General features: G+C 60.3%; 15 protein-coding genes (1 of these 15 running past the window's edge). 14 read left to right on the plus strand and 1 reads right to left on the minus strand.

What is annotated here, in order from left to right:
• The 14 genes from C480_RS21350 to C480_RS21415 form a co-directional block, all read left to right on the plus strand.
• Positions 1-88 carry the 3' portion of a Na+/H+ antiporter NhaC family protein gene (locus tag C480_RS21350; RefSeq protein WP_006667745.1) on the plus strand. 1,703 nt of this gene lie to the left of the window's left edge, so the window shows 88 of its 1,791 coding nt (coding positions 1,704-1,791); the start codon falls outside the window, past its left edge; its stop codon occupies positions 86-88.
• 38 nt (positions 89-126) lie between these two features.
• Positions 127-1,149 (plus strand): asparaginase, encoded by a 1,023-nt coding sequence (locus tag C480_RS21355; protein WP_006667746.1) that lies wholly within the window; start codon positions 127-129, stop codon positions 1,147-1,149.
• A 295-nt stretch (positions 1,150-1,444) separates the two neighbouring features.
• Positions 1,445-2,233 carry a class I fructose-bisphosphate aldolase gene (locus C480_RS21360; protein WP_006667747.1) on the plus strand — a complete coding sequence of 263 codons (789 nt, stop codon included), beginning with the start codon at positions 1,445-1,447 and terminating at the stop codon, positions 2,231-2,233.
• A 162-nt stretch (positions 2,234-2,395) separates the two neighbouring features.
• Positions 2,396-3,163, plus strand: coding sequence for an HTH-type transcriptional regulator GlpR (glpR, locus tag C480_RS21365; protein WP_049904183.1), 768 nt, complete (start codon positions 2,396-2,398; stop codon positions 3,161-3,163).
• The gene (gene pfkB / locus C480_RS21370) at positions 3,160-4,083 is read left to right on the plus strand and encodes a 1-phosphofructokinase (protein ID WP_006667751.1); all 924 of its coding nucleotides are present in this window, start codon (positions 3,160-3,162) and stop codon (positions 4,081-4,083) included. The genes glpR and pfkB overlap by 4 nt, the downstream gene beginning before the upstream one ends.
• Positions 4,084-4,321: 238 nt before the next feature.
• A complete protein-coding gene (locus tag C480_RS21375) occupies positions 4,322-5,500 on the plus strand; it encodes a PTS fructose transporter subunit IIC (RefSeq protein WP_006667752.1) in 1,179 nt (392 codons plus the stop codon).
• A 44-nt stretch (positions 5,501-5,544) separates the two neighbouring features.
• Positions 5,545-6,021: a PTS sugar transporter subunit IIA gene (locus tag C480_RS21380; RefSeq protein ID WP_006667754.1), complete on the plus strand. Its 477-nt coding sequence runs from the start codon at positions 5,545-5,547 to the stop codon at positions 6,019-6,021.
• Entirely contained in the window at positions 6,018-6,365 is a 348-nt protein-coding gene (locus C480_RS21385) for an HPr family phosphocarrier protein (RefSeq protein WP_006667755.1), read from the plus strand. The genes C480_RS21380 and C480_RS21385 overlap by 4 nt, the downstream gene beginning before the upstream one ends.
• Before the next feature lie 4 nt (positions 6,366-6,369).
• Positions 6,370-8,055: a phosphoenolpyruvate--protein phosphotransferase gene (gene ptsP / locus C480_RS21390; protein WP_006667756.1), complete on the plus strand. Its 1,686-nt coding sequence runs from the start codon at positions 6,370-6,372 to the stop codon at positions 8,053-8,055.
• 35 nt (positions 8,056-8,090) lie between these two features.
• Positions 8,091-8,558: a PTS fructose transporter subunit IIB gene (locus C480_RS21395; RefSeq protein ID WP_049904184.1), complete on the plus strand. Its 468-nt coding sequence runs from the start codon at positions 8,091-8,093 to the stop codon at positions 8,556-8,558.
• A 76-nt stretch (positions 8,559-8,634) separates the two neighbouring features.
• On the plus strand, positions 8,635-9,504 hold the full coding sequence (locus C480_RS21400) for a class 1 fructose-bisphosphatase (protein WP_006667758.1): 870 nt from the start codon (positions 8,635-8,637) through the stop codon (positions 9,502-9,504).
• A gap of 179 nt (positions 9,505-9,683) precedes the next feature.
• Positions 9,684-10,133, plus strand: a complete 450-nt coding sequence (locus tag C480_RS21405) for a MaoC/PaaZ C-terminal domain-containing protein (protein WP_006667759.1) — start codon at positions 9,684-9,686, stop codon at positions 10,131-10,133.
• A 181-nt stretch (positions 10,134-10,314) separates the two neighbouring features.
• The gene (locus tag C480_RS21410) at positions 10,315-11,130 is read left to right on the plus strand and encodes an alpha/beta fold hydrolase (protein ID WP_049904185.1); all 816 of its coding nucleotides are present in this window, start codon (positions 10,315-10,317) and stop codon (positions 11,128-11,130) included.
• Between the two features lie 206 nt (positions 11,131-11,336).
• Positions 11,337-12,206, plus strand: coding sequence for an SMP-30/gluconolactonase/LRE family protein (locus tag C480_RS21415; protein WP_006667761.1), 870 nt, complete (start codon positions 11,337-11,339; stop codon positions 12,204-12,206).
• Between the two features lie 77 nt (positions 12,207-12,283).
• Here C480_RS21415 and C480_RS21420 read toward each other — a convergent pair whose 3' ends face one another.
• Positions 12,284-13,063: an SDR family NAD(P)-dependent oxidoreductase gene (locus tag C480_RS21420; RefSeq protein ID WP_193787821.1), complete on the minus strand. Its 780-nt coding sequence runs from the start codon at positions 13,061-13,063 to the stop codon at positions 12,284-12,286.
• Positions 13,064-13,198 lie beyond the last annotated feature (135 nt).

Raw genomic sequence — 13,198 nt, forward strand, 5'->3', positions numbered from 1 at the left:
AGATGTGTATAAGAGACAGAGTTCAGTTTCAGTAGCCGACGAGAGACGAGCCATCGGTATCGAACGTGGGGCTGGGACGAGCGACTGATCACAACTACTATACGGTCCGTTCGTCCAGTACGACGTATGGCAACGGTCCACGTCATAGCGACCGGTGGGACGATTGCGGGAACGACGAGTGAGACCGGCACGGTACCGACCGAATCCGGACGCGACCTGCTGGAGGCGTATCCCGAGAGCGTCGAGCGCGTCGACGTCGATATCGAACTCGAGCAACTCACGCAGACGCCGAGTTCGGAACTGGCGTTCGATCACTTAGTGGAACTGGCCGCACGCGTTCGCGCCGTCGCTTCCGACGTCGACGGCGTCGTAATCCTCCACGGAACCGATACGATCGAAGAGACCGCCTATTATCTGGACCTCGTCCTCGACGTGAACTCGCCGGTCGTCTGTACCGGTGCACAGCGGCCACACGACGCGATCAGTCCCGACGGCCCGGCGAACGTTCGCGGCGCGCTCGACGCGGCGAGCCACGAGCACATCAAATCAGGGAGTTACGTTTTCTTTAACGATCGACTGCACGCGGCGCGGCCGGTGACCAAGCGCCACAGCAGCAATCTCGCGGCGTACGACTCGGGTAACTACGGCCCGGTGGCCGAACGGACGCCGGAGGGACTCTGGTTCTATCGCCGCCCCGAGAGTCTGTCAGCGACGATTCCCGTCCGAGACGTGACGGCGACCGTCGAAATCGTCGCGACATCGACGGACACGACCGGATCACAGATCGTTGCTGCCGTCGATCGCGGCGTCGATGGACTCGTCGTCGACGGACTCGGACTCGGAAACGTTCCCGGCGCCGTCGCCGACGCAATTCGTACTGCAATCGGCGACGGAGTTGACGTGGTTACCACGACACGCTGTCGCGATGGGATCGTCTCGCCGGTGTACGGAGCCGACGGCGGTGCTGCAGTGCTCGAGGAGGCTGGTGCGATATTCGCGTCGAACCTCTCCGCACAAAAGGCCCGCATCAAACTCCTCGCTGCGCTGTCGGCCCGACCGGACCGACCGATCCGACCGCTGTTCGACGCCGCTCGATACGACGGGCACGGATACGTCCGTTCGACCACTGGCTGCGGCGATTCCCGTTAATCCCAGCCGTCGACTACCCGTCGATCGTCCCGCCGGCGCGACGGAAGCAAACCCTCGAACGCGAGGTTGAACTCGTGTCTCCTGACCGCTTCGATTCGCGTCCGAGGAAAATATTAGCGGGTCCGAAACCAATAGTACCAGGGATCGGTATCTCTTGGGCTGTAGCTGTTGGTCTATAGTGATCACAACACCAGTACTGATCCCGTGTCGTATACGGGATGATATCACCATATTGTAGTGGAAAACAAACACGTTCAGTACTACTTAGTTCCCATACGTGAGTACTTCTGATGGAATGCGATCACTATCCGAGACACCCCTCGTTCGAGACGGCAAATCGATCATTCTCGCGCACGATCACGGGTTGGAACACGGACCGACCGCCTTCTCCGAAGTGCCGGAACGACTCGATCCGGAGACTGTCTTCGAGATGGCAACCCACGACGCCGTAACCGGATTCGCGGTACAGAAAGGGCTCGCAGAAACATACTATCCCTCCTACGAAGACGACGTGAACCTGCTGGCGAAACTCAACGGCACCAGCAGCCTCTGGATGGGTGAACCGTACTCGCCCCAGACGTGCTCGGTCGAGTACGCGCTCGAACTCGGTGCCGACGCCGTCGGCTACACGGTATACCCCGGCACCAACCGCGAACCGGAGATGTTCGAAGAGTTCCGAACCGTACAAGAGCAGGCACGCAAGCAAGACGTTCCGGTCGCGATGTGGTCGTATCCGCGCGGGCAGGCGCTGAAAGAACACCGCAAGCCCGACGTGATTTCGTATGCGACCCGAATCGCGCTCGAACTCGGCGCGGACATTGCGAAGGTAAAGTATCCCCGCAGCGGCGAAGCAATGGCCACGGCGGTGGACGCGGCGGGTGACGTAAACGTCGTGCTCAGCGGCGGCTCGAAAACCTCGGACTACGAGTTCCTCTCGCTAGTCGAGACAGCGATGAACGCCGGTGCGAGTGGGCTGGCCGTCGGTCGAAACGTGTGGCAACGCGACAATCCCGAACGAATTCTCGACGCACTCGAAGCGGTCGTTTTCGACGGCGCAACCGCAGACGAGGCGCTCCCCGAGTAACGATCCTCGGGACCCGGGTCTCGACGCGGTCGGCACGCGACAGCGACGGAATGCAATCGACCTGCCGCCTCCGGTGATTAGTACATGAGTTTCGTGCAGAAAAAATCAATACCAGATACAAATATGAATGCCACCGTGCAAGTATCCGTCGAACACACAGCTATGTTACCGGCAATGCGAAAGCGCGATATCGTCGAGGTGGTCTCCGAGCGTGGCGAGTGTTCCGTCGCCGAACTCGCCGAAGAGATGGACTGCTCGAAGGCGACGATCCGTCGGGACCTCAGCGATCTCGAGGAACGACAGTTGATCGAGCGGTCACACGGCGGTGCCGTCCCGGCGACGACCGTCGGAAGCGAACAGACCTACGGCCAAAAGGAGGTACAAAACCTCAACAGCAAGATGGTCATCGCCGAGCGAGCGGTCGAGGAAATCGCCGAGAATCAAGTCGTCTTCTTCGACTCGGGCTCCACGACGATGCAAGTCGCCAAGAACGTCCCGACCGACCGATCGTTCCTGTCAGTGACGAACTCGCCGGTAGTAGCGATAGAACTCGGAGAGAAAGACAACGATGTGAAACTGACCGGCGGCACGCTTCGTCACGAGACGCGAGCGCTCACCGGGCCGAGCGCAGAGCGGTTCATGGAGCGAACGAACTTCGACTTGCTGTTTCTCGGGACGAACGCAATTGATCCGTCAGAAGGGCTCATGACGCCGAACGAAGACGAGGCCCGCCTGAAATCGCTCATGATCGAAAACGCAGCGCGCGTCGTCCTCGTTTCCGATGGGACCAAGCTAGACAAGCAGAGCTTCGTCAAATTCGCGTCCGTGGAAGACGTGGACGTGTTCATCACCGACGTAACGCTCTCTGAGCGTCAGCGCGAGCCGTTTGACGCCGCCGGCGTCGAACTCATCGAGGGGGTCGGCCAGTGATCGTCACCGTCACGCTCAACCCCGCAGTCGACCACACGCTCGCGATTCCCGACCTTCCCGAGGACGGCGAAATCGCACGCACCGACGACGCGCGCGTCGACCCCGGCGGAAAGGGCATCAACGTCTCGAAGTACCTCGTCGAACTCGACACCGAAACGACCGCAACCGGAATCACCGGTGACTTTCTCGGCCAGTTCGTTCGAGACAGTTTGACCGAAAAAGGGATCGATAGCGACTTCGTCGACATCGAGGGTCGGACGCGGCTCAATACCACGATTTTGACCGCGGATTCGGAGTACAAGATCAATCACGACGGACCCGCGGTCAACGGCCACGCGATCGAAACGCTCCTCGAAACTATCGAGCGCAACGACCCGGACACCGTCGTCGTCGGCGGCAGTCTCCCGCCCGGACTTGGTCCCGACGCTATCGACCGAATCGCTCGAGCGGGCGACTGGCAAACGGCCGTCGATGTCGGTGGAGATGTACTCCGCGACTTGGACGCCTCCTATACGCTCTGTAAACCGAACCGAGAAGAACTCGCAGTAGCGACGGACTGCTCGATCGACTCGCTCGAGGACTGTTACGACGCAGTCGAACGGCTGCAAACGATGGGCTACGACCGCGTTGTTGCATCGCTTGGAGCCGACGGTGCAATCATGGCAACACCGGACGGTCTGTTGCATGCAGCGGCGCTGGAGACGACTGTCGTCGACACGGTCGGAGCTGGCGACTCATTGCTCGCAGGGGTACTGGCCGCGCTCGAGCGCGGTGCAACGGACGAAGAGGCGCTTCGGTCGGGCGTCGCGGTTGCCGCACAGGTTGTCTCGGTACCGGGGACGACCGTCCCACCGCTCGACGACGTACCAACGCGACTCGGATCCGTCCCCGTCTCGTCGCCAGAGCCCTTCTCACAGTGAGAGTGACTACGTCTGACTGCTTCGGGACCCATTCATCTCTCTATATTCGTTCCTGCACGATCACTGTCCGATACGGCGGACGGGGATCAGTCGGACCTCAGATCAGCAACAGCTAGCGAATTCGAGTCGATTTACGAGGTCATCCTGCGTGGTTGGATTTTTATTTCGTCGGATAGATGCAGTAACGATCATACTCGAAAATTCTTTTGAATAATAGGTAGGAACTACAGAGCGAAGCATGGCATTGACAGACAGTGCGGAGAACGCGCTCCGGTCGCACGTTACGTCCGTAAAGGAGGACGTGATGACCGGCGTGTCGTTCATGATTCCGTTCGTCACGATCGGGGGGATCTTCCTTGCAGTGGCGTACATGGTCGCCGAGCTCCCGTTTACCGCCGGTAACACCGAGAACGTGTTCGAAGCGACCGGGACGCTCGCCTGGTACCTGGCCGAGATCGGTAACCTGGGACTGACGATTATGATCCCCGTTCTGGGGGCGTACATCAGCTACGGTATCGCGGACAAACCCGGATTGGCTCCGGGGTTCATCCTCTCGTGGACGATCCAGCAAGAGCAGATCATCGAGGCTGCGGGGACGATCGTCGGCTTCCAGGCCGACGGTGCCGTCGCCGGATTCCTCGGCGCGCTCGTAGCCGGTCTGCTCGCCGGCTACGTCGCGCGGTGGATGAAAGGATGGACGGTTCCGTCCTTCATCAAGCCGATGATGCCGGTATTGATCATCCCCGTCTTCACGACGGCGCTGCTGGCCCCGCTCGTGATCGTCGGGCTCGGCGTTCCGATCGCCATCGTCGACGACGCGCTGACGACGTTCCTCCAGAACATGGAGGGCGCAAACGCCCTGCTCCTGGGCGCGATCCTCGGCGCGATGATGGCTCTGGACGTGGGCGGACCCGTCAACAAGGTTGCGTACGTCTTCGCGGTCGCGCTCGTCGGCGACCAGATCTACGGACCGATGGCCGCCGTGATGATCGCGGGTATGACGCCGCCGCTCGGATTGGCACTCTCGAACTTCATCGCTCCCCAGAAGTACTCCGCCGAAATGTATGAAAACGCCAAGGCCGCGATCCCGCTCGGGCTGGCGTTCATCACTGAGGGTGCGATCCCCTACGCAGCGGCCGATCCGCTTCGGGTTATCCCGAGCGCCGTGATTGGGAGTTCGACGGCCGCAGCGACGGCGATGTGGCTCGGCGTGACGATGCCGGCCCCGCACGGCGGCGTCTTCGTGATCATCCTCTCGAATAGCGCGCTCGCGTTCCTCGGCTGTATCGCGCTCGGAACCGCGGTGACCGCGGCCGTCGCGACGGCGATCAAACCGGACTTCGAACGGACGGTCGCCGACGTCGAAACGAATACCGGGGGAACGAGTTCACAGCCGGCGGCACAAACGAACGATTAAGACAAGCTTGTTACCGACCGCTCTATACTCACGGATTACAACCGATGACCGACACACTCACTCAAAATCGAATCGAGACGCTTGCGCCGACCGAACACATCTCACTCGAACCGCCGACCACCGACAAGCGGGGCTACATCGAATTCCTCCTGGATCTGCTCGTCGACGCAGGGCGTGTCGACGACCGTGAAACCGCGCTGCAGGCATTGCTCGCACGGGAGGAGGAGACGACGACCGGTGTCGGCATAGGTATCGGGATTCCCCACGCCCAGACCGACGCGGTAACCGAACCGTCGGTGGCGTTTACCCGCTCGGACGACGGCGTCGACTTCGGGGCGATGGACGACGAGCCTGCGCGGCTCCTCTTTATGATTCTCGTCCCCGAGTCAGGAGCCGACGACCACCTCGCGATCCTGAGTACGCTGTCGCGTGCGCTCATGCACGACGAGGTCCGCGAGGAGCTGTACGATGCGGAAACGCCCGCCGACGTGCAGGCGGTTCTCAAGGAGGCGGTAGCATGAGTTCCGAACTCGAACGGGTCGTTACAGTCGTTCCCGAAGCGGGCCTGCACGCTCGTCCCGCCGCCACGTTCGTCGAAACGGTCACCGACGCAGACTCCGACGTCCGAATCGCGCACGCGACCGACGACGATGACGATACCGACCTCACGCCCGCAGCCAGCATGATCGCCGTCACGAGCCTCGGCGTCGAACACGGCGAAGAGATTCGGATCGTTGCCGACGGCCCGGATGCGGCGGCGACGCTCGACGAACTCGAACGCGTGCTTACGACACCGGAAGATGAACTCGGCGAAGAGAACGCAACAGCCACAGACACAGACGCGACCACAGACACGAATGCCTGAGCAGATGTCCCGCCGAACGCTCACCGGCACCGGTGTGACGCCACGTGCTGCCGTCGGCACGGTCGTCTGGTACGACCGAGACAGCGACCTCGAAGACCCCGACGAGACGAGCGTTGATCCGCAAACTGAACTCGAACGATTCGAAAACGCGCGCGAAGCCGCCCGCGCTGAACTCGAAGCCGAGCGCGAGCGCACCGCCGAGCGGGTCGGCGAGCAGGAGGCCGGCGTGTTCGACGCGCACCTGCAGTTCCTCGACGACCCGCAGATCGAATCCGGCGTCGCAAGCGCCGTCGAGAACGATCTGCCAGCCGAACACGCCGTCAAACGAGCCTTTGCGGACCCGATCGAGCAGTTCCAGGATATGGACGGCCGGATGGCCGAGCGGGCCGACGACCTCCGCGACGTTCGCGACCGGTTGATCCGACTGCTCACCGGCAGCGAACGGGTCGATCTCGGCGACCTTCCGGAAGGGGCAGTCGTCCTCGCCGAGCGACTGACCCCCAGCGATACGGCACAACTCGATCCGGACCAGGTTGCCGGATTCGCGACCGTTACCGGCGGCCGAACCTCCCACGCGGCGATATTCGCTCGATCGCTGGCACTCCCGGCCGTCGTCGGCATCGGCGACGAACTACGCGAGGTCGAGGAAGATGCGACCGTCGTCGTCGACGGGGAGACCGGCGAACTCTGTCTCGATCCGACCGATGAACGCCGCGAAGAGGCGGCGGCCGCCAGCGAGGTCGACGTTCGAACCGACCCCGTAAGCACGGCCGACGGCCGTTCCATCGAAGTCGCCGCAAACGTCGGCCAACCCGCCGAACTCGACGGCGTCCGAGCGCAGGGCGCGGACGGAATCGGCCTCTACCGCACGGAGTTTCTGTTCCTCGACCGCCAATCGCCGCCCGACGAGGACGAGCAGTACGAGGCGTACACGACCGCGCTCGATACGTTCCCGGACGGTCGCGTGATCGTCCGCACGCTCGACATCGGCGGCGACAAGCCAATCCCCTACCTCGACCTGCCAGACGAAGAGAACCCGTTCCTCGGCGAACGCGGGATCCGTCGCTCGCTCGACTCCGACACCGAACTCTTCGAAACCCAACTGCGCGCGCTGCTCCGCGCAGCCGCCGACGGCGACGGAGACCTCGCCGTCATGTTCCCGCTCGTCGCGACGGTCGACGAACTCGACGCCGCACTCGAAACCGTAGACGCAGTTGCAACGCAACTGGACGCGGAAAACGTCGCCCACGCCGTCCCCGAACTCGGCGTGATGATCGAAACCCCGAGCGCCGTATTCGCCGCGCCCGAACTCGCCGAGCGAGTCGACTTCCTCAGCGTCGGTACGAACGATCTCACCCAGTACACGATGGCCGCCGCACGCGGCAACGAAAACGTCGAAGCGCTCAGAGACCCGACGCAGCCGGCCGTTCTGCGCGCCATCGCACGAACCGTCGAGGCGGCCCACGAGAACGATGCGTGGGTCGGCATGTGCGGCGAAATGGCCGGCGACCCCGAACTAACCGAACTCCTCGTCGGACTGGGATTCGACGAACTGAGCATGAGCGCCGTCACCGTTCCGGACGTGAAAGCAGCCGTCCAGTCGAGTCACACCGACGAGGCGTCCGCGCACGCAACGCGCGCACTCGACGCAGCCACCAGAGAGCAGGTACGCACACAGCGCAACGAGTAACTCGGCTACTGCAGCCACACAACACCACAACAGCCATGAAACTCATCGCAGTCACGTCATGTCCAACCGGTATCGCACACAGCCAGATGGCAGCGGAAAACCTCGAAACGACCGCCGAAGACCGCGGCCACGATATCAAAGTCGAGGTCCAGGGCGCAATGGGTGCCGAAAACGAACTGACCGAGACCGACATCCAGACCGCTGACGCAGCGATCATCGCCGCAGATACGGCGGTCAGCCAGGACCGCTTTACGGACATGGTGCTGATCAAAAGCACCGTCAAAGAAGCCGTCAACGACGCTGGCGGACTCATCGATCAAGCGGTGCAACAAGCCGAAGCCGGCGAAACAGGCGTTACCGCTGTCGGGTCCGAGGGCGGAGCGACCACCGAATCCGAAACCGGACAGGAAAGTGCTACCTCGGCAACCGCCGAATCCACGGAACAGCTCGGCGGTGATCCCTCCAAAGGCCTCTTCGCCCGCCTCAAGCGGTTATTCTCCTAATGGGACGGGCTCGACTCGATCCGACGAGGGGCACGGACACCACAACCACATCTCCCGAGAACACCCGACGAAATCGATGACACTGACCGACGTACGCACACTCCTCGATGAACTCGCGGCGATCACGCCCGCCGTCAGGACGGAGTTACAATCGGCCGCCAACCAGGGGAAAACAGCGACGGAGAACTCGAGCGGCGACGACCAATCGGTCGCGGATCTGGCCATCAACCGCCTGTTTCGCGAACGACTGAGCCCGCTCAACGCCGTCGGTGCGTTCGCCAGCGAAGAGTGTGAGAGCGTCGAAGAAACCGGCGAGAGATACAGCGTCGCCATCGATCCGCTCGACGGATCGTCGAATCTGCAGTCGAACAATACTGTCGGAACGGTCATCGGCGTATACGACGCACCGCTTCCGGCCAGCGGACGGAATCTGATCGCCAGCGCCGTCCTCCTGTACGGACCGATAACGACGATGACGGCCGCCGTCGACGGAACTGTAACGCGGTATACGATCGACTGCGGCGATATCGTCGATTCCAGTTCGGTGACTGTTCCCGATGCGAAGCAGGTGTGTGGATTCGCCGGAACGACGAGCGAGTGGGCGGCACCGGTCCGGTCGTTCTGGCGGGAGCTGAACGACGAGTGCAAACTGCGGTACACCGGCGCGATGGTCGGCGATATCGCGCACCTCCTCGTCGACGGCGGGCTGCTCGGATATCCCGAGCGAACAGTCAGTCCGAACGGGGATCTTCGACTCCAGTACGAGGTGAATCCGATCGCCCACCTCGTCGAAACCGCCGGCGGACGGTCGTCGACCGGTCGTGGGTCTCCACTCGATATCCAGCCCGACGGCCTGCACCAGCACGTTCCGGCGTACTTCGGGACACCAGCCACGATAGACGCGTTGGAGGCACATATCGAGAGTACCAACCAAACGGCAGAATGAGATACTGCCGAGGACAGGAGACGAACACCCATCCGCCGATCGTAACTTCCCGATGGAAATGGGTGGAGGAGCAGTATTTTACATGCTGTTGCAGCTACCGTTTTCTGAAAAAGAAGGGCTCAACTGGTACCTGTCAAACTTCCCCATAGATTTATGTCCCATGGTGATAACCATCGGATATGGAAGAAAAATTCTACGAAGATTTTGTCGTCGGCGATACGCAGGAGTTCGGTAACTATACCGTCGAAAAAGAGGAGATCATCGAATATGGAGAGAAATACGATCCCCAACCGTTTCATACGGACGAGGATGCCGCCGAAGAGTCAGCCTTCGGCGGACTAATCGCAAGTGGACTCCTCACGGTGGGAATCGGGCAGCGAATGCTCGTCAAGAATTTCATTCATGGAACTCGTGCGAAGGGGTCGCTTGGTATCGATAACTTGCGGTGGCGACATCCCGTTAGACCCGGAGATACGCTTTCGATGAAGACGGAGATAGTTGAAAAGGAGATCTGGAACGATGGCTTCGGAGTTGTCAGCGTTAGTATCGAGATACACAATCAAGCGGATGAGATAGTCGCGTCGCTAATTGGATTGGTTAGATACGAAAGAAGGGAAGAACGAGAGTGAGAGAACGCTTTCCTATCGAAAACCGATGAGAGAACGTAGAATATAGACAAGACGCTCAGAACAGAGGTGTAAATCACTAGTGGAGAAAATTCAATAATGTATACCCCATATATTTATTCCCTATTTAGCAGGTTTGGGTGAAGTGGTATATACTACAATGTTGACTCTGTACATGATACGTATGAAAAAAGAGAGTCCTACAGTATCGAGATATCGAGAACGGGCATCTACCGTGATAACGGACGCTGGCGATGGCCCGCCGGTCGTATTTGCCCACGGCATGCTAATGGATCGGACGTTATTCAACCCTCAGCTCGCAGCGTTATCGGATAACTATCGAACGATCTCCTACGACTTGCGAGCACGAACCGACCGGTACAATGAATCCTACAACCTTGAGGATCTCGCCGCCGATCTCAACGCATTACTCGACGCGCTACACATCGAGTCGGTTGTATTAGCCGGGATTTCCATGGGTGGATTTATGGCGCTACGCTTTGCGGAACACTATCCGCAACGAGTAAACGGCCTCGTTCTCATCAACAGTATGGCCGAACCGCATACGGAGGCCGAACGAGAAGAATACAGCGCCCTTGCAAAACGAGTTCTCGACGAAGGCGTACAATCCGAACGCATCCGCCACATCGCTCGGACCAAAATGTTCGGAGAGACAACACTAGAAGAGAACCATACTATTGTTGATCATTGGGAAAAGCGATGGGCGACCTATCCTCCCGAGTCAGTGTATCACGCTATGCACTCGTGGATTGATCGATCCGATTACACGCATAAACTCCCAAATATCGAGATTCCAGTGTTATCTATCCACGGAAAAGAAAACACCGTTCTTGCTCCGAAACGTACGGAATCAATGCTAGATACACTTCCTGACGCGCGCCAAACGGTAGTATCTGCAGCGGGACATAGCGCCCCGGTGGAACAACCAGACGAGGTAACCGACGCTATTCGCGAGTTCCTATCAGAAGTCGTATTATAGTACCTATATTTTGATTAGACAGTACAGACGGAGCTTCATCTCTACTGGGTAGAGTGTGCATAGAGAGTATAGCTAATATAGCAGACTATTCTTGAAACATTAAATATAAAATATGATACTCTCGATAGAAGCGACTCGTAGGACGACCGCACATGAAAGGGACGTATTCACCATAGACTTAATGTACTATTGTTCAAACATAGCATATGGCACGACTAGAACGTATTGTCGATATCCACGCCCACACCGGCGAGGGCCCTATCTGGCACCCCGACGAGCGCCGGCTCTACTGGGTCGACATTCCGGCTGGACGGCTATACGGATACGACCCGGCAGCCGGCGACTACGAACTCGTCTACGAAACGACCGGGCGACCGCTCGGCGGGACCACGGTCGAAGCCGACGGCGCGTTGCTCTTGTTTACCCACGGAACCGTTCTTCGATTCGACCCGACGACCGCTGCCGTAACCACGGTCGCTGAACTCGAAACGGAAACGCGATTCAACGACGTTATCGCCGACCCCGAAGGGCGCGTCTTCTGCGGGACGATGCCGGGAAAGAACGGACTCGGAGAGCTCTACCGGCTCGATCCGGACGGCACAGCGGCCGTCGTCGTCGAAAACGTCGATATCGCTAACGGAATGGGATTCGCCCCCGACGGGGAGACCTTCTACTTCACCGAATCCGAAGCGCAGCGGATCTACGCGTTCGACTACGACAGAGCGACTGGCAAACTCTCGAACCGCCGCGTCCTCCTCGAGACACCGCCGGATGATGGAATTCCGGACGGCATGACCGTCGACAAAGACGGATACATCTGGTCCGCCCGGTGGAACGGCGGCCGTATCATCAAATATGCGCCGGACGGAGCCGCGGTCGATGAACTCGATCTTCCCGCGCGAAAAGTATCCTCGGTTACTCTGGGCGGTCCGTCGTACGACGAGTTGTATCTCACGACTGCGCTCACCGACGGTGATCGCGCTACCGAGGGCGACGGGGCAGGAGCACTCTTTCGCGTTCCCGATATCGATACCGGTGGCGTTCCCGAGTTCCGCTCGCGGATCGCAAGCGAGTAATCAGAACCAGTAATGTGCGGCCGGAACCGGGAAAGGGCGAGATACCGGTATGACCCGAGTTCGTCTCGGCGCGGTGTTCAGAGGGCGCTCGTCGCGAAGCCGCCGTCGACGGTCAGCACTTCGCCGGTCACGAACGAGGCGGCGTTGCTGGAGAGGTAAATCGCCGCGCCGATCAACTCCTCGCGCTCGCCGACGCGACTAAGCGGGGTTCGCTCGTCGATTCGGTTTCGCTTCTCGGTTCCTTCGGCGTAGGTGTCCGCGTTCTGCGGTGTGATGAAGAATCCGGGAGCAATCGCATTGACGCGAACGTCGGGAGCGAGTTCTTTTGCGGAGGCGCGGGTGAACGCCTCGACGCCGCCCTTCGCGGCAGAGTAGGCCGGCAGATTCGCCATCGAGAGCCGCGCCGAAAGCGAGGAGATGTTGATGATGCTTCCGCCGCCGTCTTCGGCCATCGCAGGGGCGAACGTCTGTGTCACGCGCCGAACGCCGTCGAGCGCGACGTCGGTGACGAACTCCCAGTCGTCGTCGTCGACGCCGAGAACGGTCTCGCGGGAGATCGCGCCTTGCGATGCGACGACGATGTCGATGCCGCCGAACAGTTCTTCGGCGCGTTCACGGACGAGTTCAAGTGAGTCTTGATCAGTGACGTCGCAGGTGATGCGGGCGGTTTCGGCACCACGATCTTCGAGGAGGGTCGCGGTTTCGTCGACTTTGTCCTCGCTTCGGCTGGTTGCAATGACATCGGCGCCGTCGGCGGCAAATCCGAGGGCGAGTGCCTGTCCAATACCGCTGGTGCCGCCGACGACGACGGCGCGCTTTCCCGAAACGGTAACCGGAGTGTGCGAATAGTCCTCCATACGAAAGGAACTCTCGTCGCGAATCATGAACGTTTTCATCGGTACGATCGCAGGGTCTCGCAAAACCTCGCGGAGGCGAGGGTGGTCAGGGAGAGTGGGCTGGGGAGGGCAAGGGTAAGGGTGAGGAAGAAGGTG

The sequence above is a fragment of the Natrialba aegyptia DSM 13077 genome (assembly GCF_000337535.1).
Taxonomy (GTDB): domain Archaea; phylum Halobacteriota; class Halobacteria; order Halobacteriales; family Natrialbaceae; genus Natrialba; species Natrialba aegyptia.

Excerpts from the sequence above, each read along its gene's own strand:
- C480_RS21355 (WP_006667746.1), top strand. The coding sequence starts at position 127 with ATGGCAACGGTCCACGTCATAGCGACCGGTGGGACGATTGCGGGAACG.
- C480_RS21360 (WP_006667747.1), top strand. The coding sequence starts at position 1,445 with ATGCGATCACTATCCGAGACACCCCTCGTTCGAGACGGCAAATCGATC.
- glpR (WP_049904183.1), top strand. The coding sequence starts at position 2,396 with ATGTTACCGGCAATGCGAAAGCGCGATATCGTCGAGGTGGTCTCCGAG.
- C480_RS21375 (WP_006667752.1), top strand. The coding sequence starts at position 4,322 with ATGGCATTGACAGACAGTGCGGAGAACGCGCTCCGGTCGCACGTTACG.
- C480_RS21380 (WP_006667754.1), top strand. The coding sequence starts at position 5,545 with ATGACCGACACACTCACTCAAAATCGAATCGAGACGCTTGCGCCGACC.
- C480_RS21385 (WP_006667755.1), top strand. The coding sequence starts at position 6,018 with ATGAGTTCCGAACTCGAACGGGTCGTTACAGTCGTTCCCGAAGCGGGC.
- ptsP (WP_006667756.1), top strand. The coding sequence starts at position 6,370 with ATGTCCCGCCGAACGCTCACCGGCACCGGTGTGACGCCACGTGCTGCC.
- C480_RS21395 (WP_049904184.1), top strand. The coding sequence starts at position 8,091 with ATGAAACTCATCGCAGTCACGTCATGTCCAACCGGTATCGCACACAGC.
- C480_RS21400 (WP_006667758.1), top strand. The coding sequence starts at position 8,635 with ATGACACTGACCGACGTACGCACACTCCTCGATGAACTCGCGGCGATC.
- C480_RS21405 (WP_006667759.1), top strand. The coding sequence starts at position 9,684 with ATGGAAGAAAAATTCTACGAAGATTTTGTCGTCGGCGATACGCAGGAG.
- C480_RS21410 (WP_049904185.1), top strand. The coding sequence starts at position 10,315 with ATGAAAAAAGAGAGTCCTACAGTATCGAGATATCGAGAACGGGCATCT.
- C480_RS21415 (WP_006667761.1), top strand. The coding sequence starts at position 11,337 with ATGGCACGACTAGAACGTATTGTCGATATCCACGCCCACACCGGCGAG.
- C480_RS21420 (WP_193787821.1), bottom strand. The coding sequence starts at position 13,063 with ATGGAGGACTATTCGCACACTCCGGTTACCGTTTCGGGAAAGCGCGCC.